The sequence below is a fragment of the Rhizobium sp. TRM96647 genome (assembly GCF_025780115.1).
Classification (GTDB): Bacteria; Pseudomonadota; Alphaproteobacteria; order Rhizobiales; family Rhizobiaceae; genus Mycoplana.
The window spans coordinates 20,044-42,625 of sequence record NZ_JAOXHF010000014.1 but is presented as its reverse complement, the minus strand read 5'-3'; the positions used below and the strand labels follow the sequence as shown (position 1 = coordinate 42,625).

Sequence of the window (22,582 nt, the reverse complement as noted above, 5' to 3'; positions counted from 1 at the left end):
CGGTCGGGAGGCGAAGATGAGAAAAATTGCTTTTGACAGGCTGGTACGCTCGCTCACCGGAGCGATCCTTATCGGTGGCGCAATGCTGCAGGTTCCGGCGATGGCCGCGGACGAGCCGGACGACGCGCCGCTCACGGAATTCCTGTCCGAGAAGGATCCGCCCGGCTTCGACACCCCGGAAAAGGCGGTGGAGGCCTTCAAGTTTGCCGTGACGGATGGCGGGTTCGACCAGTTGGCGGAACTTCTGGGCCTCGATCCGGCCAAGGCCAAGACAAGCGGCGACGCGATGGACACGTTTGCCGACATCCAGGCCGGCGTGCAGGAGAAGGTGGTCGTCGTCGATGAGGGCGCTGACAAGATCATCGAGATCGGCAATATCCTCTGGCCCCTTCCCTTCCCGATCGTCCGCCACGACGACGGCAAGTGGGCCTTCGATACGCTTGCCGGCCTCGACGAGATTGCCGACCGGCACGTGGGCGAGAACGAACTGGAGACGATCGACACGTTGAAGGCCTATGTCGATGCCCAGGAGGACTATGCCTCGCAGGATCGGGACGGCGACGGGGTGCTCGAATATGCCCAGAAGCTGATCAGCAGCGAGGGCGCGCATGACGGGCTCTACTGGCCGGCCGAGCAGGGTGACGCCGAGCAGAGCCCGGCCGGCCCGGCGCTCGCCGATGGCGATGCGTTCGAGAAGGCAAAGGCCGGCGAAGGCTATCACGGCTATCGCTACCGCATCCTCGGCGGACAGGGCGACAACATCGCCGGCGGCAAGTACGACTATGTCATCAACGGCAACATGATCGCCGGTCACGGCGTGGTGGCCTGGCCCGTCCGGTACGGCATCACCGGCGTGAAGACCTTCCTCGTCAACAAGAACGGGATCATCTACGAGGCCGACCTCGGTGAGAATACGCCGGAGATCGCCTCGCGGATCCGCACCTTCAACCCGAACGACGAATGGGACATCGTCCAGGAATGACGGTCGGCTCGGGCGCCGCCCGATGCAGCGCAGGCTGGGCTCAGACCTGGCGTGCCAGGTCGGCGAGGTAGGTGTTCTCCGCCCGCGAACCCGCATAGGCGGCAGGGTCGATCTCGGCGAAGATCAGGGCCTCCCCTTCCGCCGGCGCTTGCGCCAGCAGGCTGCCGTCGGGAGCCGCGATGCGCGACAGGCCGGCATAGCCGAACAGGGCGTCGGCGCCGCAATGATTGACATAGGCGACGAAGACCTGGTTTTCGAAGGCGGGCACCTGGATCATCTTCTCGGCGACGAAGGTGCCCGAGGCGCCCTTCGGAAGCGCCGTCGGCACGACGACGAGATCGACGCCGGAAAGCGCCAGCCGGCGGACGTTCTCCGGGAACTCGACGTCGTAGCAGATCAGCATGCCGAGATTGAGCCCGCAGAGCTTGACCTGCACCGAAGATGGAACGTCGGGGCGGAACCACTGCCGCTCGTAGTCGCCGTAGAGATGGGACTTGCGGTAGACTGCGTTCGTCCCGATGCCGTCGGTGAAAAGGGCGCTGTTATAGACATCGTCGCCGTCGCGCTCGGCAAAGCCTGCGATGATCGCAAGGCCGCTTTTGCGAGCGATCGCCGAAAGGCTGTCTGCGATCGCGCCTTCGGCCGGCGAGGCAGTCCCGGCAAAGGCGGCGCCGGCGCCGTAGCCCGGGACCGCGAGTTCCGGCGCGATCAGGAGCTTCGCCCCGCCTTCGGCGGCCGCCTTCGCGGCGCTGGCGATCCGCGCGACGTTGGCGTCGACGTCGCCGGGGATGGCCTGCATCTGCAGGGCTGCGATCTTCATGCACTATCCTCCCGGTTGCTGGCGCCCTGGAATATGGGGGCGCCCTATGCATTTACAAACCTGCCACTCCGGCACGGTTCGCTGCAAGCCGTCATCCCCTGGCGGGATCGATGGAATCGAGAAAGCGCGACACGACGTCGTCACCCTCGACGGGTTCGCTTCCCGCCATGACGGCGACGGAAAAGCCGATCAGCGAGGAGACCGGATTGTGGGTCGTGGCGCCCGCCCGCAGGTTCATCACCAGCGTGGGGCAGAGGAACAGGCCGAGACGGATCACCGTGCGCCAGTCGGCCGGCAGCATGTCGCGGGCGGCGAGCTCGGCCAGCAGCGGACGCCACAGCCGCTCGGCCCTCACCTGCAGAAGGCCGAGCCGTACGGCGCTCGGCGCCCAGTCGGTGGTGACGTCGAGCACGCCATCGGCATAGGCCGCCGTCGCCGAATAACGCTCCGCCGCCAGCGCGGGATCGTAGAGCCAAAGCGGGTGGGCGAGGATGTTGTGGAAGGTCGTCTTGATCTCGGCCAAAAGCGTCGGCACATGCTCGCCGGCAAAGGCCGGGTCGAAGAAGGCGAGCACGGCGCGGCCCTCCTTCTCCTGATACCAGACGTTGGCATTGTGAGCATCGCCATGGGCGGTCACCCCGCCGGCGTCGGCAAGGTTCTCCGGCTTCAGCCGCTGCACGGCGGCGTCGAAAAGTTCGCCGACAGACCTTTCGTAGAGCACGCCGTTGACACGGAACCGCGCCTGCGAAAACGTCTCCCAGACGAGGCTCGCGCCATCAAAGGCAAAGTGCTTGCCAACGTAGAAGCCCGCGAGACGCCCGCCGGGGTAACGGCCTTCGGGGAGATCCACCAGCCGGTCGTGGAACAGCCGGTGGACGGGCTCTGCGGCCGCCTGCTGCGGCGTCACGGGATGCAATGTCTGCCGGTAGACCGCGAGCACGGCTTCGGTCAGGCCCGTCTCGGCGGCAACGGCAAGGTCGATGCCATCGGCGTCCGGCTGCAGGTCGAGCGTGCGCAGCACGTCGGAAAAGCGGGGATCGGTGCGGCGGCGGTAGACGAGGATCTGTTCGCCCGGCAGGACAGACATCAGCACCGGCTGGTCGACGGGCAGGCCGGCGCGGGCGAGGATGTCGGCGCGGTAGTATTCGCCGGTCATCGCTTCCTCGCCGTCCTCCTGATGGAACTTGAAGAAGAAGCTGCCGTCCGCCGTCTCGAAGAAGCCGTTCAGCGAGTTGAGGCTGTACTGGTCGTGATTGATCGTCAGGCCGGTGGCCTCGATCGAAAAGAGACTGCGCAGAAGCTCGACGAGCATGGCTTCCGCCACGCCGTCGCGCGCGCCGGCGAGCCGGCGGATTTCCGCAGTCCTGCTGGGGGCGGTGCTCATGGGTGCGGGCTCCTGTAGGCTGGCAGGGCAGGCATTTTCACCGGCCTCATTTGCTGTCTGGACGATAGCGGCTGCCGAGCGTGTAGCGGCTGCCGACATAGCTGAAGACGTTGACGGTGGCGACGACGGGGCCGCTCCAGGTCTTGCGATCGAGCACCAGGCAGCTGTCGCCCGGCTGGATATGGAGCAGGCGCGCCTCGTCTGCGCCGGCGGGCCGGGCGCTGATCAGGTGCTCGACCTCCGTCAGCGGCGTCGCGTTCTGCAGGTAGTCATAGGTGGCGGTCCGGGTGAAGTCCTGCTCGACATAGCCGGAGACGAGATCGGGGTTGACGTAGCGCTCCTCGAGCTGCACCGGCAGGTCGTTTTCGAAGTGGATGATGACGGAATGGTCGACCGGCCGCGCCGCAGCGAACTCGAAGGCGAGCAGCAGTTGCGGCGTCGGCCGCTCGATGCGTTCCAGCACGACGACCTCGGCACGATGGCGGCTGCCGCGGGCGCGGATCTCGGTGGCGATGTTGCTGATCTCGATCAGCGTCGACTGCGGCTTCGGCGGGGCGACGAAGGTGCCGACACCCTGGATGCGGCGCAGGTGCCCCTCGGACGTCAGCTCCCGCAGTGCGCGGTGTACCGTCATCCGGGATACCCCGAGTGCCGAGACGAGTTCGTGTTCCGACGGCAGCCGTGTGTTTCGCGCCCACTTGCCGCTGCCGATGTTGCCGAGGACGAAATCCTTGACCTTCTCGTAGAGAGGGGACGCGGAATCGGAAAGCACGTCCATGGTCACTGTCTCCCGCATATTGTCGTTCCCGTCCAGGTCGGCTGCCGGTGTCGCCGTCAGTCGGCAATCGCCACGATGGTCTTGAGCGCGGCCGTTTCGCCCTTCAGCAGCCTTTCATAGGCGTCGGGCACCGCCTCGAGCGAGGGCAGGACCTCGATCAGACGGGCCAGCCGGTCGGCAAGCCGCGGCAGAAGCGCGACGGCGTCGGGCAGTTCGCCGGCGAAGGCGTGGCAGCCGATCATCGCGATTTCCCGCTCGACCAGGACGTTGGGGTCGAAATCGAGACGGCCGTGGCTGATACCGACGAGAGCCAGCGTTCCGCCGCCGTGCAGAAGGTCCAGCGCGGCTATAATCGCCGCCGTGCTTCCGGTCGCATCGACCGCATGGCGCAGCCGGGCGTCGCCAAGGGCCGTAGAGACGGCCCCGGCATCGAGCGTGACGATCCGGCCGCCGGTCAATTGCGCGACCGTCTCCGCCCGGGCGACGTTGCGGTCGGACAGCAGGATCGGGCCGTCGTGCAGGTCGGCAAGCAGCAGTGCCGTCAGGCCGCCGATCGTGCCGCAGCCGACGACGAGCACCGGTTCGCCGGCGCCGGGGGCAAGGCGGCGTACGGCGTGCAAGGCGACCGCGAGCGGCTCGGCCATCGCCGCAACCCTTGCCGGCACCGATGCCTCATGCCGCACGAGCAGGCGGGCGGGGAGTTGAACGGCTTCGGCAAAGCCGCCGTCGCAGACCTCGCCGACAAAGCCGAGCCTCTCGCAGACATTGCTGCGGCCACTCCGGCAGGCGGGGCATTCGCCGCACCAGAAGCGCGAATCCGCCACGACGAGGTCGCCGGCGGACAGGTCGGACACCCCCTCGCCCACTTCAATCACCCGGCCGCAGAACTCGTGGCCGGCGGTCGAGGGCCGGCGGCTGATCCATTGTCCGGTGCGGTAGTTGTGCAGGTCCGATCCGCAGATGCCCGCGGCGCGGACGTCGAGATTGACGAAGCCGGCGGGCGGGGTGCCGGGAACTTCGATCTCTTCGACCCGAAGGTCCCTGGCATCGTGAAGCCGGACGGCCTTCATCGCTCAGGCGTCCTTCTTCAGATAGGCGTCGCGCACGGGCGAGACGGCGAGCGCATGCGAGGAGAAGCCCTCGTAGAGCGCCAGGTTGTGTGAATGCCTGGCAAATTCGGGATAGGCGGGGGCGGTGACGTAGCCGATCGAGCTGCGCTTGACGAAATCGGTCACCGACAGCGGGCCGAAGGTGCGTGCCCAGCGGCTGGTCGGCAGCACGGCGTTCGGTCCGAGCGAGAAGTTGGCGATGCTGACGGGCGTGTGCGTGCCCATCAGGATCTCCGAGGCCTCGGTGATGTGACCGAGATGGATGAAGGGCTCGATGGAGAGAAGCTCCAGATGTTCCGGCGCGTAGGCGTTGACGAAGGCGTAGCTCTCCTCGATCGAAGAGGTCAGCACGATACCACCGGTCTTGCCGCTGAGCACGGCCTTCGAGAAGGCGACACGCTGCTCGGTCATCCGGCTCCAGTGGTCGGGAAGTGCTGCCAGCGCCTGTTCTGCAACACGACGGCTGTGGGTGACGAGATAGGCCGACGAATCCGGGCCGTGCTCCGCCTCGATCAGGAGGTCGAGGGCGGCAAGGCCGCCATGGACGGTGTCGTCGGCGAGGATCATCACCTCCGAGGGGCCGGCCGGAAGCCCCGTGTCGATGACGCCGGACAGCGCGCGCTTGGCGGCGACGACCCAGGGACTGCCGGGGCCGACGATCTTCAGTGCCGGCTTGACGGTCTCGGTGCCATAGGCGACGGCGGCGACGGCCTGGGCGCCGCCGACCTTGTAGACCGTCTCGACGCCGGCGAGGCGGGCGGCGACGAGGGTTGCCGCATCGACGCTGCCGTCGGGCGCGGGCGGGGTGACGATCGCAAGATCGGGAACGCCGGCGACGACGGCCGGCACGGAGGTCATCATCGTGACCGACGGAAAAGAGCCCTTGCCGCGCGGGACATAGAGCGCCACCGAGCGGATCGGGGTGAAGCGGTCGCCGGCAAACGCGCCGGGCCGGATCTCCTTCAGCCACATGGCCTCGGGCTTCTGCTCCTCGTGGAAGGTGCGGATGTTGTCGATGCCGAACTTGATCGATTCCACGACGCTGTCGTCGACGAGCTTGAAGGCGGCGTCGAACTCGGCCTCGGTCACCTTCAGGTTCGCCTCGGTGACGGCAGCCTTGTCGAGGTCGCGGCCGAAGCGCGCCAGTGCCGCGTCGCCCTCGGTACGGACCGCCTCGAGGATGGGGGCGACCTTCTCGATGAAGCTCGAGATGTCGGTTTCCGAGCGGCGCAGCAGCGCGGCCTTCTCGTCTGCGGAGAGCTTTGCATATTCGTAGAACGACACGTCAGTCATGGGTCTGTCCTTCATGCCGGCCGCACGGGCCGCGCCGTCATTTCGATTTCAGAAAGATGTCGAGGCCGACCAGCCGGTCGAGCACGGCGATTGCGATCGCGGCACTGGCGATGAAGACCACCGAGATGGCTGCAAGGTCGGGCGTGATGATCGAGCGGATCGAATTGTAGATCTGCACCGGCAGGGTGACGCTGCGCGCGTCGACCAGAAGCAGGCTGACCAGGAATTCGTTGAGCGCCAGGATGAACATCAGCAGCGAGCCGGTGATGATCCCGGGCAGCACCGCCGGCAGGGTGATGTAGAGGAAGCGCTGCAGCGGCGGCGCGCCGCAATTGGCGGCGGCGAGCTCGAGATCGGGCGAGAGGTTGCTGGCGCTCGCCGTCACCGCCCAGATCATGAAGGGAAGGTTGATGACGCAGCAGGCGATGCCGACCGGCCAGAGTTTGCCGAGCACGCCCATGTTGCCGAACACCAGCATCATGCCGATGCCCGAACCGATCAGCGGGATGGTGAACGGCAAAAGCAGGTAGATCTGGATCGAACGGGCGAAGCGGACACGATACTTGGCGAGTGCGATGCCGGCGAGCGTTCCGACCGGGATCGAGACGATCGTGCAGATGGTGGCGACGATCAGCGAGCGGACGAAGGCCTGCCGCAGGTCGCTCGCCTGGGCAATCGCGCCGTACCATTTCAAGGACAGCCCTTCCGGCGGGAAGGTGATGATGTTGCCGGCGGTAAAGGACGCGCCGAGCACGACGATCGTCGGCGCCGACAGCATGACGAGCGCGGTGGCGACGAAGGTCCAGATGACGACGGACTTGCTGCGGCTGCCGGTCATTTGCGGCCTCCGGTCATGGCGAGCGTGCCGGCGCCGAACAGCATGAAGACGAGCCCGACTAGGAGCGAACCGACGGCGACGAGCATCAGGGACAGCGTCGCGCCCATGCCTTGGTCGGAGGTGCGGAAGAACTGGTCGTAGATGGCGTTGGCGATGAAATCCTGCGAGCCGCCGCCGAGGATGGCGGGAATGGCGAAGTCGGTCAGAGACAGGGTGACGACGACGAGACCGGCGCCGACGAGGCCCGGGCGCGCAAGCGGCAGCACCACATGGCGGAAGGTGCGCAGCCAGTTGGCGCCGAGCGAGCTTGCGGCCGATTCGAGTTCGGCCGGGATCGCCGTCAGCGCCGGCGCCAGCATCAGGACGGCGAAGGGCAGCATGTATTGCACGAGGCCGAAGAGGACGGCGGGATAGTTGTAGAGAAGCCGCATCGGCGGCACGCCGACGAGGCCGAGGGCCTCGTTGACCATGCCCTGGTTGCCGAGGATGATCAGCCAGCCATAGGCGCGCACCACCTGGCCGATGAAGAAGGGCAGGAACAGCGCCACCAGCAGGAACTTGCGCAGTGCCGAAGACGGCGTGCGCACCATGAGATAGGCATAGGGAAAGGCGAAGATCAGCGTGACGACGGTCACGATCACCGAGCCGAGCAGGCTGCGCCCGGCGACGGTGGCGAAGAAGCTCTCGGTCAACGCCCGCTGGTAGTTGGCAAGCGTCAGTTCCTCCGACATCAGGAAGGTGGAGGTGTCGAGGACGCGCAGGCTGGAATCGCCGATCTGGACGAGGCCCAGCACCAGGATGCCGACCAGAAGCACCGCCGGCGCCAGCATGAGATAGGGCAAGCCCTTCTCGAAGCGGGCCGGCCAGAGGCGGGCGGCGAGGCTTTCGAGCCCGTCCATGACACGCCACGTCCATGGATAGGCGGCACGGGATCTGCGCATCGTTTCCGTCCTGCTTGCGATGGCCCTTGGGGGCATGACCCGGTTCCTGTGGGCAACGGCCCGCCAGGAGCCCGCCGCGCCCGACGGCGCGGCGGGAAGCGCTGGCAATCAGCCCTGCATGATTTCCTTGAACTTCGAGAACCACTGGCTCTCGTTTTCGACCTGGATCTTGGACGAGATGCGGATGAGGTGCTTGAAGTCCTCTTCGGTCGTCGGATAGGACGGGTCGCCGACGAGGTCGGCCGGGGGCGTCAGGCCGGGGACGACGCCCGGAAGGCCGAGGCCGTCGAGCCAGACCTGCTGGGCTTCTTTGGTCAGGGCATGGTTGATGTACTGCTTGGCCCAGTAGAGCTCGTTCTCCGGCAGGCCCTTGGGGATCCAGAGGCCGTCGGTGTCGAACTTGGCGCCTTCCTCCGGCACGACCCAGGCGAGTTCGATGCCGTTCTTCCTGGCTTCGCGGGCGTTGGTGGAGATGGTGCAGGCCGCGTCGATCTCGCCCTTCTGGAACCAGGTGGTGAAGTCCGGGTCTTCGCCGAGCAGCGGCTGCTGCTCCTTGACCTTGGCGATGAAGTCCCAGGCCGGCTGCATGTTGGCCGGGATGTCCTCCAGCTTGCCGCCGCCGGCGACCTGGGCGGGGAAGTGGAAGCCGATGCCATCATTGTAGAGCGCGATGCGGCCCTTCAGCTTCGGATCGAGCAGGTCCTTCCAAGACTTCGGCGGGCCATCCGGGAAGGCGGAGGGGCGATAGGCCAGCACGTAGACATAGCCGTAGGTGTTGACGATCGGGTAGCCGTCGAGGCCGACCGGCTTGGCAAGCTCGGTAGTGATCTTCAGGTTCGGCAGATCGGACAGGTCCTCGGTGACGCCGCGCAGCGCCGACTTGGTGGCGTTGGTGGTGGTGTCCCAGTTGATGTGGATCGGCGGTACGCGGCCCTGCGCGACGGCGGCCCAGACCTTCGGCTGGATCTCGTTGTCCTCGGTCAGGTCGTGACGGACGGCGATGCCGGTCATCTTGGTGAAGCTGTCGGAGACGCCCGCCTTGAGGCTGTCGACCCAACTGCCGCCCCAGGCGCGGACAATGATCTCGGCCGGCTTCTCGGGCTCCTGGGCAAAGGCCTTGCCGGTGCCGAGCGTGGCGGATGCACCGACGGCCGCCATCGAGGCAAGCAGCGTGCGGCGGCGGATTTCAGTGGTCAGGAATTTATCATGTGACATCGTGCGTTCTCCTCTGGCCGAAACCTTCTCTGGTTTACTTCTTGAAGACATGCATGTCCCGCGCATTCCAGCCGAGGCAGACGGAATCGCCCGGGCTGAACTGCAGGTGGTTGACGGGATCGTGGTCGAAGACGCGGAAAAGCTGGCCGCCGAGGCCCGGCAGCCGCACCTCGTAGACGATGCGCTCGCCCTCGAAGATGGCGTCGGCAACCGTGCCCTCGACGAGGGTGTCGAGATTGCCGAGGGCTTCGACGCGCGGGGCGATGCGGGTCTGCTCGGCGCGCACGGCGCCCGCGCAGGCGTCGCCGCCGGCCAGCGTTTCGCCGACGGCGAGCCCGGGAAGCGTGCGGCCGTGCGCGCTGACCGACACCGTAGTGCCGTCACGGGCGGCAACGACGCCCTCGATGAAGTTGGTGACGCCGATGAAATTGGCGACGAAGGCGTTGGCCGGGGTGCGATAGGCCTGCACCGGCTCCGCCTTCTGCTGGATCAGGCCGCCTTCCATGACGATCACCTCGTCGGAGACGACGAGCGCCTCGCGCTGGTCATGGGTGACGTTGATGGTGGTGACGCCGAGTTCCTTCTGTATGCGGCGGAACTCCAGCTGCATCTCCTCGCGCAGCTTGCGGTCGAGGGCTGCGAGCGGTTCGTCGAGCAGGAGCAGATCCGGCTCGAATACCAGCGCCCGGGCGATCGCCACGCGCTGCTGCTGGCCGCCGGAAAGCTCGTTGATGCGGCGGCCGCCATAGCCGCCGAGGCGGACGAGCTCGAGATAGCGTTCGACCTTCTCGGGGATCGCGCGGGCGTCATGTCGGCGCATCTTCAAGGGGAAGGCGACGTTTTCGGCCGCCGTCATGTGCGGGAACAGCGCCAGCTTCTGGAACACCATGCCGATCGCGCGGCGATGGGGCGGAACGGCACTGACGGGGCGGTCGTTGATGTAGATCTCGCCGCTCGTCGGCGCGTCGAAGCCGGCGATCATCCGAAGCAGCGTGGTCTTGCCGGAACCGGAGGGGCCGAGGATGGTGAGGAACCTGCCCTTGGGAAGGTCGAAGGAGGCATTGCGCACGGCATGCACGTCGCCGAAGACCATGCCGACGTCCCGGACGGAGACGGCGATGGTATCGCGGGGCCCGCGACGTTCGGCGGAAGCGGCTGCCATGACTATTCCCCCTGCCCTTGCGGGCTCCTGCGCGTCATGGCGGTTTCCGGGGAATCCATTCATGGCGCCAAGTTGCCTATACAAATACGTACAAGTAACGTCAATCGCATCTGCGTATAAAACATGCTGTTGCGCGAGTTGCCTCGAATATGTGCAGGGCCGCCGCTGGGCCATGCCTCCGATGCTTCCGCGCCGTCTCTCATATCGAAGCGAGGTATCCCCCGTCCACCGGGATGCAGTGGCCCGTGACATAGGCGGCCGCATCGCTGCACAGGAAAATCACCACCCCGCCGATGTCGCCCTCGCCGCCGAAGCGCCCTTGCGGGATCTTTGCCAGCATGCGCTCCTGCCAGGCCCGGTCTTCGTAGAAGACTTCCGTCATGGCGGTGCGGAAATAGCCCGGCGCGATCGCGTTGACGCGAATGCCGTGGGCAGCCCATTCCGTCGCCAGTGCACGTGTCATGCCGAGCAGGCCGGTCTTCGAGGCGCCGTAGGGAACGGCGGTCGGGATGCCGACGAAGGAGGTGAGCGAGCAGAGATTGACGATGGCCCCGCCACCCCTCTCCGCCATGATGCGGCCGGCGGCGCGGGCGCAGAAGAAGGCGCCCTTGAGGTTGGTGTCGACGATGCTGTCCCACAACGCCTCGTCAACGTCGAGCGAGGGGCGCACGTTCTCGAAGCCGGCATTGTTGACGAGGATGTCGAGGCCGCCGAGGGCTTCCGCTGCCTTCCCGATCGTCGCGGTGGAGGCATCGATGTCGCGCACGTCCTGCGCCAGCGCCACGCATCTTGCGCCGGCCTGCTCGACCAGGGCGATCGTCTCGGAAAGCTGCTCCGGCTTCCGGGCGGTCACCGCGATGTCGGCGCCCGCGCCGGCAAGGGCCACGGCGATCGTCTGGCCGATGCCGCGACTGGCTCCCGTCACCAGCGCGCGACGGCCGGTGAGATCGAAGAGGGGGCGGGGCATGGCGGCTCCTTTCATGGCTGGTTTCGGGATCACAGCATTAAACGCTTTACATGTCTATACATATGTACAGACTGACGGCGCCGACCTATCGGCGGCTCGGAACGATGCTTATGGAGAATACGCAGATGGCAGATCCTTCAAGCCCCATTCGCGAAGAGGTTCGCGCCATTGCGCCCTACAATGCCGGCCTGACCATCGACGAGGTCCGGCGGCGCCACGGGGTCGAGGTGGTGGCCAAGCTCGGTTCGAACGAGAACCCGAACGGTCCCTCGGCAGGCATCGCATCGGTGCTCTCCGCGATCCATGAACTGGCGCGGCTCTATCCGGATCCGAGCGGACGGGCGCTCGCGGCCGAGATCGCCGGCAGGTTCGGCGTGGAGGAGGGCCAGGTCGTCCTCGGCAACGGCTCGGAGGATCTGATCGCCGTCATCTGCCGTGCGGTGGTGCGCCCGGGCGATGCCGTCGCCACCCTTTACCCGTCCTTCCCGCTGCACGAGGACTATACGACGCTGATGGGCGGTCGGGTCGATCGCATCGCCGTGAGGCCGGACCTGACGATCGATGTCGACGCGCTCGTGACGGCGGCGCGCCGCAAGCCGCGCATGCTTCTCTTCGCCAACCCGATGAACCCGGTCGGCTCCTGGCTGACGCCGGCCGAACTCGACCGCGTGATTGCGGCGGTGGACAAAGATACGCTTGTCGTCGTCGACGAGGCCTATGCCGAATATGCTGCGGGCGAGGACTATCCCTCGGCCGTCGATCTGCTGCGCGACACGCCGCTGAACTGGGCCATGCTCCGGACCTTCTCCAAGGCCTACGGGCTGGCCGGTCTCCGCATCGGCTACGGCATTGCGAGCTCGGCCGAACTCTGCGGCTTCTTCGACCGCGCCCGGACGCCGTTCAACACCAACGCCATCGCCCAGGCGGCGGCACTCGCAGCGCTCGCCGACCCGGCGCATCTCGACCTTTCCGTCGCCATGGCGCTGTCCGAACGCGACCGCATTGGGAAGGTCCTGCTCGACCTCGGCTACAGGATCGCGCCGTCGAAGTGCAACTTCCTGTTCTTCGATGCCGGCCGGGATGCGACGGTGCTGGCAGAGGCGCTGCTCGCCCGCGGCGTCATCGTCAAGCCGTGGAAACAGCCGGGTTTCGAAACCTTCGTTCGCGTCAGCATCGGCAGTCCGATCGAGAACGATCACTTCCTGGCAGCCTTGAAGGCCGTGGGCCCTGCATGATGCGCCACGGGTCAGGCTCGCCGTGCGGGCCTTAGTGCTTGTCGGTATTCGCCATCGCTCCCAGAAGCTTCGGAAGGTCGCCGAAGCGGGCGACGAGACCGAAGATCAGGGCGGCGATCGCGACAAACAGGATCGTCACCGATGCCATGGTCGGCGTGTAGCCGTAGCGCAGCGCGTTGAAGATCTTGATCGGCAGCGTCTCCATGGTGAAGCCGACGGTCATGTAGGCGACGATGTATTCGTTGAGCGACAGCACGAAGGCGAAGGCATAGCCGGAGACGAGATAGGGCAGGATCAGCGGCAGCACGACGGTGCGGAAGATCGTCCGGTCGTCGGCGCCCATGGTCGCGGCCGCCTCGACCAGCGAACGGTCGATCGAGGAGAAGCCGAGCGAGAGCGTCACCAGCGGCAGGGTGACGAAGAAGATCGCGTGGCTGATCGCAGCCGTCCACGGCTGGCCGTAGAACCCGGTCGTCGCCCAGAACGTGAGCATTCCCAGCGCGGTGATGACCGGCGGCAGGGTGAAGGGCGCGATGCCGAGAAGCTGGAAGATGTTGGCCCAGGGCGCATGTCGCCGCCAGAGGAACCAAGAGAGTGGCAGCGCGATCGCGAGCGCCAATGCCGCCGAGACCGCGGCGAGCGTGATCGAGGCGAGAAGCGCGTTGCGCCATTCCGGATTGGCGAAGATCTCGCCATACCAGGAGAGCGAGAAGCCCTGCGGCGGAAAGGCGAGCGTCTGCTTCTCGTTGACCGAGACGCCGGCGACGACGATCAGCGGCAGCGACAGGAACAGCCCGACGATGCCGAGATAGAGACGCTGGAGAAACGTGGTCATGCGGCTTCTCCCTTGCGGCCGGCGATCAGCGTGAGTGCGACGAGGCCGAGCGTGACAAGCACGAGGAACACGGCCATGGCGGAGGCGAACGGCATGTTCGACTGATAGATCGCCTGGTCGGTGATCAGCACCGACAGCGTCCAGTGCTGCGGCCGGCCGAGGATCTGTGGCAGCAGGTAGGAGCCGAGCGCGAAGATGAAGACCATGATCAGCGTCGCGACGATGGTGTTTCTGAGCGCGGGCACGACGACGGTGAAGAACGACTTGACCGGCGATGCGCCGAGCGTGCGGGCGGCCTCCGTCAGCGTCGGGTCTAGACGCACGAGAGCGGGATAGAGCACGAGCACGGTATAGGGCAGCGCCTGGTAGACCATCGCCGTCAGCACCGCGCCGAAACTCGGGTTCAGCGCCACCGGCTCGCTCATCAGCCCGATGGCGACGAGAAGGTTGGTGATGCCGGCCGTACGCGAGAACAGCGTCGACCAGGCAAAGCCGATGATGACCTCGGACAGCGACAGCACCGACAGGAGCGCAACGAGCCACAGGACCTGCGTCCTGCGGCGGGCGCGCGACAGGAGGTAGGTGAAGGGAACGGCGATCACGACGCAGCAGATGGCGACCGTCACCGCCAGAAACAGCGAGAAACCCAGCACCTTGCCGAAGAAGAGGCTGAGGAACCGGGCATAGTTGTCGAAGACGAAGGCCGTCGAATAGAAGCCGGCCGGATCGCGCTGGAAGAAGGATACCGCGATCATCGTCGCAAACGGGATGACGAAGAAGACGATCAGCATGCCTGCCGGAAACAGCAGCGGCCCGTAATCGGCCAGTCTCTGCGGTGCCTCGCGTCTCATGACTTCAACACCACGCAGGCATCGGGCGAAAGCCTGATGCCGACGGCCTGGCCGACGCTCACGTCGGGTCGCGCGTTCGGCATCGAGACGGCGACGATCTGCTTGTCGCCGGCCTCGACGAAGGTCTCGATCGTACCGCCGAGGTCGCGGACGAATGTGACCCTCGCTTCGATCGCGCCATGGCCGGGAGCGGTGAGGTGAACATCCTCGGGACGGACCGACAGCACGCCGCTGGAAAGGCCGGCGGGAACGGCAAGGTTCTCCACGACGGAGCCCAGCACCGTGGCGCGACCGGCGCTGTCTGCGGAGAAGTCGATGAGGTTCGTCATGCCGATGAAGTCGGCGACGAAGGTGTCGGCGGGGCGGCGGTAGATCTCGACCGGCGCGGCTGCCTGGCGGATCTCGCCGCCGTTCATCACGACGACGGTGTCCGCCATGGTCATGGCTTCGCGCTGGTCGTGGGTGACGACGATAGTGGTGATGCCGAGGCGCTGCTGCAACTGGCGCAGTTCCACCTGCATGGCCTCGCGCAGCTTGGCGTCGAGCGCAGACAGCGGCTCGTCCAGCAGGAACAGCTTCGGCGAGGTCGCGAGCGCGCGGGCGATCGCGACGCGCTGGCGCTGGCCGCCGGAGAGCTTTGCCACCGGGCGGTCGGCATAGCCGGGCAGATGGATCATCGACAGCAGTTCGTCGACGCGCTTCTTCTGGTCTTCCTTGCCGACGCCGCGGATGCGCAGCGAATAGGCGATGTTCTCGCCGACGGTCAGGTGCGGGAACAGCGCCAGCGATTGGAACACCATGCCGAGATCGCGCTTGTGCGTCGGCACGCGGGTGATGTCTGCGCCGTCCAGCCTGATCGCGCCACCGGTCGGCAGGTCGAGCCCGGCGATCATGCGCATTAAGGTGGTCTTGCCGCAGCCGGACGGGCCGAGCAGGCAGACGAAGGTGCCGTGCGGAACGGTGAGATCGACGTTCTTCACCGCCGTGAAGGTGCCGAATTCCTTGGTGACGTTCTGGAGTGTCAATCCGGACATATGCTCTCCGCTCCGCAGGTTTGCGAGCATTCAGGTTGTGAAACTGCCCCTCACCCTAACCCTCTCCCCGCAAGCGGGGCGAGGGAATGTGCGGAGTTTGCCGCTTGTGCCTTCTCCCCGTTCACGGGGAGAAGGTGGCCGGCAGGCCGGACGAGGGACCGCGCCGCTCAGCCGACGATCAGTTCGGTCCACTTCTGGTTCAGCCAGTCGGACTTCGTCTGGTACATGTCGTAGCGCGGGATGATCGGCTCGATGTCGGAGGAAACGGCGGCGAATTCCGCATCCGTCAGGTCGAGCAGGTCACGCCGGACCGTCGGCGCCGTGCCGACCTTGCGCGACAGCACCGCCTGGACCGCGGGCTGGCTCATGTAGTCGATGAAGACATGCGCTTCCTCGACCTTCTGAGAGGCGCGCGAGAGCGCCCAGCAGCCCGAATCCTGGATGCCGCCTTCCTTCGGGAAGGTGGAGCGGACCGGGTGGCCGTCAGCGGCGGCAAGGCCGGTGACGTCGTGGTAGTACTGGCCCATCGGGATCTCGCCCGATTTCAGCGCCTGCTCGAACTGGGCCTCGTCGCGATACCAGAGCGCCACGTTCGGCTTGACTTCGGCGAGCTTGTCGAAGGCCTTGAGGATGCCCTCCTCCGTGTCGAGCACGCTGGTGCCGCCGAGGAAGGTCTTGGCGGTCACTTCCAGCAGGAAGGAGTTGGACACGAGTGCGAGCAGGCCGAGCTTGTCGGCGTTCGCCGGATCCCAGAAGGCCGCCCAGCTCTCCGGTGCTTGCTCGTAAACGGCGGTGTTGGTGACGAGCGTGATGTACCAGGCCACGGCGCCGATGCCGGCGACCCGGCCGTCCGGATACTTGTTGACGAAGCGCTCGATCAGGTTCTCGCCGTTCTTGATCTTGCCCATGTCGAGCGGCGCCCAGAGCTCGGTCGCCTGGCCCTTGAGCATCGCAACCTGCGACATCATCGAGACGTCGGCCGGTGCCTGGCCGGCACGTGCGGCCTGTTCGAGTTGGACCAGCCAGGCCTCGCCCGTCGGCTCGGCGATGGATTCCACCGCGATGCCCGTCGCCTTGGTGAATTCCGGGAAGATGTTCTTGTCGAACGAATCCTTGAAGTATCCGCCGTAGACGCCGACCTTCAGGGACTTTTCCTGCGCGCGCAGGATCGACGGCATCGCCAGCAGCGACGCGCCCGCCATGCCGGCGCCCAGCACGCCGCGGCGGCTCACGGTGGCGTTGAGAATATCACGCATTGTCCTTACTCCATTCTTTGCCAGACGGCTTCCGGCCGCCGGGTTGTTCCCATTTTATATTGCAAGTCAAGCCTTGGCGATGACGGAAGGGCTGAACACCATCAGGCTCAGGATTTCGAACAGCACCTGGGCGCCGGCATGGGCGGTATTGGTGGTGGCGTCATACTGCGGAGCGACCTCGACGACGTCGCCGCCGACGAGATTGATGCCCTTGAGGCCGCGCACCAGTTCCAGCACTTCGCGGGTGGTGAGGCCGCCGATTTCCGGCGTTCCCGTTCCCGGCGCAAAGCTCGGATCCAGGCTGTCGATGTCGAAGGAGAGGTAGGTCGGACCATCGCCGACGATCGCCTTCGCCCTCTCGATGATGGCAGGGATACCCATGCCGGAGACGTCCTCGGCATGGATGACGGTCATGCCGGCATCGTAGGAGAATTCCCAGAGATATTCCGACGAGCCGCGGATGCCGATCTGGATGGTGCGGGTCGGGTCGAGGACGCCGTCGAGCACCGCGTTGCGGAACGGGCCGCCGTGATGGAACTTGGTGCCATCGAAGGAGCCGCTGGTGTCGCAATGGGCGTCGATGTGGATCATCCCGACCGGCTGTTTTTTGCCGACGGCCTTCATGATCGGGTGGGTGATCGAATGGTCGCCGCCGACGGCGAGCGGGATCACGCCGGCATCGACGATCTGGTTGAAGCGCTTTTCGATGTCCTCGTGGCTCATCTCCAGCCGGTAGCGGCTGCGGAAGGGAACGTCGCCGATGTCGGCGACGCGCAGTTCCTGCACGGGCGCGCAGTCGAGGACATGATTATAGGGGCCGATGCGCTCGATCGAACGCATGGCGCGCGGTCCGAAGCGCGAGCCGTTGCGGTTGGTGACGCCGAGGTCCATCGGAACGCCGGTGATCGCCACCTGCAGGTTGCCGAAGTCCGGGTCCTCGGCCTCGACCGGCATGTGCGGCGCAGAAAGAAATGTCGGCACGCCGGCATAGGGCGCGAGCCGCGTGCCGCTCTTGGAGAAGATCTTGTCGGCGACCTTGCGGAAAGCCGGATCGAAGATGTCCCCGCCGTGTCCGTCGCCGAATTTCTCCCGCAATGCCTGGAGCTTACTGTCGTCGAATGCCATCGTCCGCCTCGCTTCTGGTCGCAATAGGGCAAGCGGGGGAGCCGGGCCTGGCTGCCGATAGTGTCGTTCCCCCAGGCTTTTGCCCTTGTTTTCATGATTACGTCGCAAAACGACTGGAAAATCAATTGACAATGTTATAGCTTTTTGTGTGAGAAAATTTCACATATGAACCCGCTCCGATTGCCATGTCGAACCGCCTGCCGCCCCTCAATCCGTTGCGCGCCTTCGAGGCGGCGGCGCGGCGCGGTTCAGTGACGGCCGCAGCCCGCGAACTCAACGTCACCCATGGCGCCATCAGCCACCAGATCCGGGCGCTCGAGGAATCGCTCGGTGCGGTCCTGTTCGAGCGCGGCGGCAAGCGGTTGAAGCTGACATCGCAAGGTGCGCTGCTCTTGCCGGCGGTGACGGAGGCCTTCGGCGGCATTGCCGCCGCCACCGCGCTGATGAAGCGGCCGGCAACGAGCGGCTCGCTGACGATCACCTGCGTGCCGGCCCTTCTTTCATTCTGGATCGTTCCGCGCCTCAACCGCTTTACCGAGCAGTATCCCGACGTGAAGCTGAGCCTCGTCGCCTCCAACGAGCCGGCGCAGGTCTTCTCGCGCGACGTGGACGTGTCGATCCTCTACGGCGACGGCAACTGGCCCGATTGCTGGACCCGTCTGTGGAGCCACCTGCGGCTGTTTCCGATTGCCAGCCCGACCCTGCTCAACAGCAGGCCGCTTCGTTCCGTGCGCGATCTCTCCGACCATATGCTGCTGCATGGCGATCGCGACGGACGGGAGTGGAACACCTGGTTCGCCGCCGCCGATGCGGTCGATCTTCCGAAGGGACAGCAGCTCTTCACCAGCGATGCGCGTCTTTCCACCGAGGCCGCGCTTCATGGCCAAGGCATAGCACTTGGCGACACGATTACCGCGGCGAGCCTGATCGCGCGCGGCGAACTGGTCGTGCCGTTCGACCTTTCGGTTCCGGCAAACGATGCTTTCTATGTCGCCTGCCGGCAGGAGGTGCGCGCAGCACCGATCGTCAAGGTCTTCATCGACTGGCTGTTCGCCTCGCTCGAGGAGGATGGCCTTCCCGAACCGCAGGCGTCCGCGCGCTTGCTGTTGCGCACCCGCGGCGGCCGCAGCGGCGAAGGCTATCAGCCGGTGTCCTCGCCGCGCACACGTCCGCACGACAATACTCGAAAACGCAAGACACGCGCCTGAGGCGCCAATCCACTGCAAGGACCTGTCCCATGCCCAGATTCAATCCCCTCGTTGCGAACCTTGCCGCGCCGCCGATCCCCACCGTGTTTGCCTGGGGCAGAAGTTACGATGGCAGCAAGGGGTCGCTGATCGACCTGTCGCAGGCCGTGCCCGGCTATCCCGCCCATCCGGAGATGCTGCGCCGGCTCGGAGACTATGCCGCCTCCGCCGCCTATACAGGCTACGGCCCGATCGAGGGCGAGGACGCGCTCAGGCAGGCTTATGGCGCCCATGTCGCCTCCGTCTACGGTGCCGCGCTCGGCGCCGAAAACATCCATGTGACGGCCGGGTGCAATCAGGCCTTCATCTGTGCGGCAATGGCGGTCGCAGGCGCCGGCGATACCGTGCTGATGAGCGATCCCTACTATTTCAACCAGGAGACCACGCTTGCGATGCTGGGTGTGAAGGTCCGGCTGGCGCCTTGCGATCCCGACAACGGCTTCCAGCCCGATCTTGCGGCGATCGAGACGGCGATGACACCGGATGTCCGCGCGCTGGCGCTCGTCTCGCCGAACAACCCGACAGGGGCGGTCTACTCGCCGGAACTGCTTTCCGCGGTGTTCGATCTCTGCCGGGCGCGCGGCGTCTGGCTCATCCTGGACGAGACCTACCGCGACTTCCTGCCCGAGGCCGGTGTGCGCCCGCACGGGCTGTTCGACAAGGAGGGCTGGCGGGAGACATTGATCGGTCTCTACAGCTTCTCCAAGGCGTTTTGCATTCCAGGCCATCGGCTGGGTGCCATCACGGCGAGCCCCGCGGTCGTCGAGCAGGTGGCGAAGGTGATGGACAACGTGCAGATCTGCCCGCCGCGTTCGGCCCAGGCGGCGGTCGCAGAGGCGTTGCCGCTGCTTTCGGACTGGCGCGAGGAGAACCGGCTGGAGATCGCGCGCCGTGCGGCGGCATTGAAGGAGACGATGGAGGGGCTGAACGGCTGGTCGATCGGTGCCGTCGGCGCCTATTTCTCGTTCATCCGCCATCCTTTCGCAGAAGAGACGTCGACGGAGGTTGCAGAACGGCTGGCAAAGGACGCGGGCATCCTCTGCCTGCCCGGCAGCTACTTCGGTCCGGGGCAGGAACACTACCTGCGCTTTGCCTTCGCCAATGCAGGCGCGCCGACGATCGGGCTCCTGCGGCAGCGGTTGCAGGAATTCGGCGGTCCGGCATAAGCCGGTCCGCGCTGCTCACGAAGCGGGGCGGTCCTTCAGCCGCGCGCCAGGGTGGCAGGCGGTAGGTTGGAGGGCATATAAGAGCAGCTTCATTTATCCCCAAGCGTGTACCCCCTACTCCGACTTTGCATATTGCCAACCGCTTTCATTGAGAGGACCCTCACTTCCAGGACTGGCGTGGGAGGCGCCCTCATGGACACCACGTTGGAAATCGGACAGGAGGAACTCGACAACGCCTCGATCGAGCGGAGTGTCCTCTTCCAGATCAAGCGCTCCCAGTCGCTGCTGGCACGACGTTTCCAGACGCGTTTTGCCGCCTTCGGCGTCACGCCCGGTGAATATGGCGTTTTGCTGCTGGTCGCGACCAACCCCGGCCGCAAGCAGACGGAAATTGCCGACGCGCTCGGTATCCAGCGCGCGAACTTCGTGCCCCTGATCAACGCGCTCGAGCGCAGGCTTCTGACCGAGCGACGGCCGTCGCCGCAGGACAAGCGCTCCAACGCCTTGTACCTCACCCCGGCGGGAGAGGAATTCGTCGAGCAGATCTGCCAGGCGGAGGCGCGATTCGAGGCGGAGTGCACGGCTCGCCTCGGGGGCCGCGAGGCGCGAGACGCCTTTCTCGTCCTGTTATCCCGGCTGGCTGTCTGATTGCCAGAGGTCGCCCGGCGGCCGGTATTCCGGCTTAAGCCGAGGAAATGATTCCGTTTCCGGCAACACCGTATCCGGGCGATTGCCAAATATGCCTTGACGGGCATCGGGAATCGCCGCACCGTCCCTAACGGAAAAATATGGCCAATCCGGTTTTTCCCGTAACCTTGGCATCTGTCTGTTACATCGGCTGCGTGACGTATGCACCTGGCCGCGAATGGGGCGATGCTGAAAGCCCGCCTGACCGGTCGGGAAACGGACGGGAGGCAGCCGGATGGGGGAAGGATGCGCATGGCGATGTCGCCGAACATGACGACGGGTGCAGAACCGACCGCCGACGAGGCGATCGCCTCGGACGCGCGCATCCTGTCGGCCCAGCTCAAGTCGATGCGCGAGCGCTTCTTTCCGCCGACGGCGCGGAAGGTGCTGCGCAGTTTCACCTCCGGCGAGGCGGCGCGGCTGATCGGCGTTTCCGACGGTTATCTGCGCCAGCTCTCGCTGGCAGGCGAAGGACCGCAGCCCGAGACGGGACCGGGCGGGCGCCGCTTCTACTCGCTGACCGACATCAACGCGCTGCGGGCGCACCTGGCCGACCAGGCTCTTGCCAAGGGCAACCGGGTCAAGGCCCGCGCCTATCGCAAGTGGCGCGACGGCGCCGGTGGCGAACACCTGCAGGTCGTGGCGGTGACCAACTTCAAGGGCGGCTCCGGCAAGACGACGTCGGCGGCGCATCTGGCACAGTATCTCGCCCTTGCGGGCTATCGCGTCCTCGCCGTCGACCTCGATCCGCAAGCGTCTCTCTCGGCCCTGTTCGGCTACCAGCCGGAGATCGATCTCGAGGGCAACGACACGCTCTACGGCGCGATCCGCTACGACGATGAAGCCCGGCCGCTGAAGGACATCATCCGCAAGACCTATTTCGACGGGCTCGACCTCGTTCCGGGAAACCTGGAACTGCAGGAGTTTGAGCATGTGACGCCGCGGGCGCTGGCAAGCCGGCAGACGATGGCGCCGGGGCAGCCGCTGTTCTTCGCCCGCGTACACGCGGCCCTGCGGACGGTGGAGCAGGACTATGACGTCGTCGTGCTCGATTGCCCGCCGCAACTCGGCTACCTCACTTTGTCGGCCCTGTGCGCCTCGACCTCCGTGCTCGTCACCGTGCACCCGCAGATGCTCGATGTCGCCTCGATGAACCAGTTCCTGTTCATGACGTCGGATCTCTTGGGCGTGGTGCGCGAGGCCGGCGGCCGGCTGAACTTCGATTTCCTGCGCTATCTCGTCACCCGCTTCGAGCCGAACGACGGACCGCAGGCGCAGATCGTCGGACTGATGCGCTCGCTGTTTGCCGACCGCGTGCTGACATCGCCGATGGTGAAATCGACGGCGGTCTCGGATGCGGGCCTGACCAAGGAGACGCTCTACGAGGTGGGACGGGAGAACTTTACCCGCGCGACCTACGACCGGGCGATGGAAAGCATGAACGCCGTCAACGCCGAAATCGAGGGGCTGATACTGCAGGCCTGGGGGCGCGGCGCATAGCAATTGCGTCCGGCCGGACACGATGGACGGCCGGGCATGATGAAGCAGAAACGGGAAAGGAACAGAGCAAGAAAAAAGGCCTCCAAAACGTCGCCATTCCGGAAGCCCTCTTCAATGTAGCAATTCAAGAGAATCACTTCCGACAGCCAAAGTCAAG

21 protein-coding genes are annotated in these 22,582 nt (G+C 65.8%); 6 read left to right on the top strand and 15 right to left on the bottom strand.

Going from position 1 to position 22,582, the window contains the following annotated elements; all coding sequences use genetic code 11:
* The first annotated feature begins 16 nt into the window (after positions 1 to 16).
* Positions 17 to 982 carry a DUF2950 domain-containing protein gene (locus OCK02_RS21605; protein ID WP_263814815.1) on the top strand — a complete coding sequence of 322 codons (966 nt, stop codon included), beginning with the start codon at positions 17 to 19 and terminating at the stop codon, positions 980 to 982.
* 40 nt (positions 983 to 1,022) lie between these two features.
* Here OCK02_RS21605 and OCK02_RS21600 read toward each other — a convergent pair whose 3' ends face one another.
* The 10 genes from OCK02_RS21600 to OCK02_RS21555 form a co-directional block, all read right to left on the bottom strand.
* On the bottom strand, positions 1,023 to 1,802 hold the full coding sequence (locus OCK02_RS21600) for a carbon-nitrogen hydrolase family protein (protein WP_263814814.1): 780 nt from the start codon (positions 1,800 to 1,802) through the stop codon (positions 1,023 to 1,025).
* 91 nt (positions 1,803 to 1,893) lie between these two features.
* Positions 1,894 to 3,186, bottom strand: coding sequence for a hypothetical protein (locus tag OCK02_RS21595; RefSeq protein ID WP_412178885.1), 1,293 nt, complete (start codon positions 3,184 to 3,186; stop codon positions 1,894 to 1,896).
* A gap of 46 nt (positions 3,187 to 3,232) precedes the next feature.
* Entirely contained in the window at positions 3,233 to 3,964 is a 732-nt protein-coding gene (gene hutC, locus OCK02_RS21590; protein WP_263814876.1) for a histidine utilization repressor, read from the bottom strand.
* Positions 3,965 to 4,020: 56 nt separating this feature from the next.
* Positions 4,021 to 5,034: a zinc-dependent alcohol dehydrogenase gene (locus OCK02_RS21585; RefSeq protein ID WP_263814813.1), complete on the bottom strand. Its 1,014-nt coding sequence runs from the start codon at positions 5,032 to 5,034 to the stop codon at positions 4,021 to 4,023.
* Positions 5,035 to 5,037: 3 nt separating this feature from the next.
* A complete protein-coding gene (gene hisD / locus OCK02_RS21580) occupies positions 5,038 to 6,366 on the bottom strand; it encodes a histidinol dehydrogenase (RefSeq protein ID WP_263814812.1) in 1,329 nt (442 codons plus the stop codon).
* Positions 6,367 to 6,403: 37 nt separating this feature from the next.
* Positions 6,404 to 7,204: an ABC transporter permease gene (locus OCK02_RS21575; protein ID WP_263814811.1), complete on the bottom strand. Its 801-nt coding sequence runs from the start codon at positions 7,202 to 7,204 to the stop codon at positions 6,404 to 6,406.
* On the bottom strand, positions 7,201 to 8,145 hold the full coding sequence (locus OCK02_RS21570; RefSeq protein ID WP_263814810.1) for an ABC transporter permease: 945 nt from the start codon (positions 8,143 to 8,145) through the stop codon (positions 7,201 to 7,203). The genes OCK02_RS21575 and OCK02_RS21570 overlap by 4 nt, the downstream gene beginning before the upstream one ends.
* Before the next feature lie 108 nt (positions 8,146 to 8,253).
* Complete coding sequence (locus OCK02_RS21565; protein ID WP_263814809.1) at positions 8,254 to 9,360, bottom strand: ABC transporter substrate-binding protein; 1,107 nt, start codon at positions 9,358 to 9,360, stop codon at positions 8,254 to 8,256.
* 34 nt (positions 9,361 to 9,394) lie between these two features.
* Positions 9,395 to 10,522 carry an ABC transporter ATP-binding protein gene (locus OCK02_RS21560; protein ID WP_263814808.1) on the bottom strand — a complete coding sequence of 376 codons (1,128 nt, stop codon included), beginning with the start codon at positions 10,520 to 10,522 and terminating at the stop codon, positions 9,395 to 9,397.
* A 199-nt stretch (positions 10,523 to 10,721) separates the two neighbouring features.
* A complete protein-coding gene (locus tag OCK02_RS21555) occupies positions 10,722 to 11,489 on the bottom strand; it encodes an SDR family NAD(P)-dependent oxidoreductase (RefSeq protein ID WP_263814807.1) in 768 nt (255 codons plus the stop codon).
* Positions 11,490 to 11,614: 125 nt separating this feature from the next.
* Between OCK02_RS21555 and OCK02_RS21550 the strand changes: the two genes are divergently transcribed.
* On the top strand, positions 11,615 to 12,724 hold the full coding sequence (locus OCK02_RS21550; protein WP_263814806.1) for a histidinol-phosphate transaminase: 1,110 nt from the start codon (positions 11,615 to 11,617) through the stop codon (positions 12,722 to 12,724).
* A 31-nt stretch (positions 12,725 to 12,755) separates the two neighbouring features.
* On the opposite strand, the gene OCK02_RS21545 is transcribed toward OCK02_RS21550, so the two are convergent.
* From OCK02_RS21545 to speB, 5 genes are all read right to left on the bottom strand, one after another.
* Complete coding sequence (locus OCK02_RS21545; RefSeq protein WP_263814805.1) at positions 12,756 to 13,559, bottom strand: ABC transporter permease; 804 nt, start codon at positions 13,557 to 13,559, stop codon at positions 12,756 to 12,758.
* Positions 13,556 to 14,410, bottom strand: coding sequence for an ABC transporter permease (locus tag OCK02_RS21540; RefSeq protein WP_230808902.1), 855 nt, complete (start codon positions 14,408 to 14,410; stop codon positions 13,556 to 13,558). Before OCK02_RS21540 ends, OCK02_RS21545 begins: the two co-directional genes overlap by 4 nt.
* Positions 14,407 to 15,444 (bottom strand): ABC transporter ATP-binding protein, encoded by a 1,038-nt coding sequence (locus tag OCK02_RS21535; protein WP_263814804.1) that lies wholly within the window; start codon positions 15,442 to 15,444, stop codon positions 14,407 to 14,409. The genes OCK02_RS21540 and OCK02_RS21535 overlap by 4 nt, the downstream gene beginning before the upstream one ends.
* Before the next feature lie 167 nt (positions 15,445 to 15,611).
* On the bottom strand, positions 15,612 to 16,700 hold the full coding sequence (locus tag OCK02_RS21530) for an ABC transporter substrate-binding protein (protein WP_412178884.1): 1,089 nt from the start codon (positions 16,698 to 16,700) through the stop codon (positions 15,612 to 15,614).
* 66 nt (positions 16,701 to 16,766) lie between these two features.
* Positions 16,767 to 17,825, bottom strand: coding sequence for an agmatinase (speB, locus tag OCK02_RS21525; protein WP_263814803.1), 1,059 nt, complete (start codon positions 17,823 to 17,825; stop codon positions 16,767 to 16,769).
* Positions 17,826 to 18,010: 185 nt separating this feature from the next.
* Here speB and gcvA point away from each other — a divergent pair, with 185 nt between their 5' ends.
* The 4 genes from gcvA to repA all read left to right on the top strand — a co-directional run bounded on the left by gcvA (position 18,011) and on the right by repA (position 22,425).
* On the top strand, positions 18,011 to 19,033 hold the full coding sequence (gene gcvA / locus OCK02_RS21520; protein ID WP_263814802.1) for a transcriptional regulator GcvA: 1,023 nt from the start codon (positions 18,011 to 18,013) through the stop codon (positions 19,031 to 19,033).
* 29 nt (positions 19,034 to 19,062) lie between these two features.
* Complete coding sequence (locus OCK02_RS21515; RefSeq protein ID WP_263814801.1) at positions 19,063 to 20,238, top strand: aminotransferase; 1,176 nt, start codon at positions 19,063 to 19,065, stop codon at positions 20,236 to 20,238.
* A gap of 192 nt (positions 20,239 to 20,430) precedes the next feature.
* On the top strand, positions 20,431 to 20,886 hold the full coding sequence (locus OCK02_RS21510; RefSeq protein ID WP_263814800.1) for a MarR family winged helix-turn-helix transcriptional regulator: 456 nt from the start codon (positions 20,431 to 20,433) through the stop codon (positions 20,884 to 20,886).
* 291 nt (positions 20,887 to 21,177) lie between these two features.
* Positions 21,178 to 22,425: a plasmid partitioning protein RepA gene (repA, locus tag OCK02_RS21505; RefSeq protein WP_412178883.1), complete on the top strand. Its 1,248-nt coding sequence runs from the start codon at positions 21,178 to 21,180 to the stop codon at positions 22,423 to 22,425.
* Positions 22,426 to 22,582 lie beyond the last annotated feature (157 nt).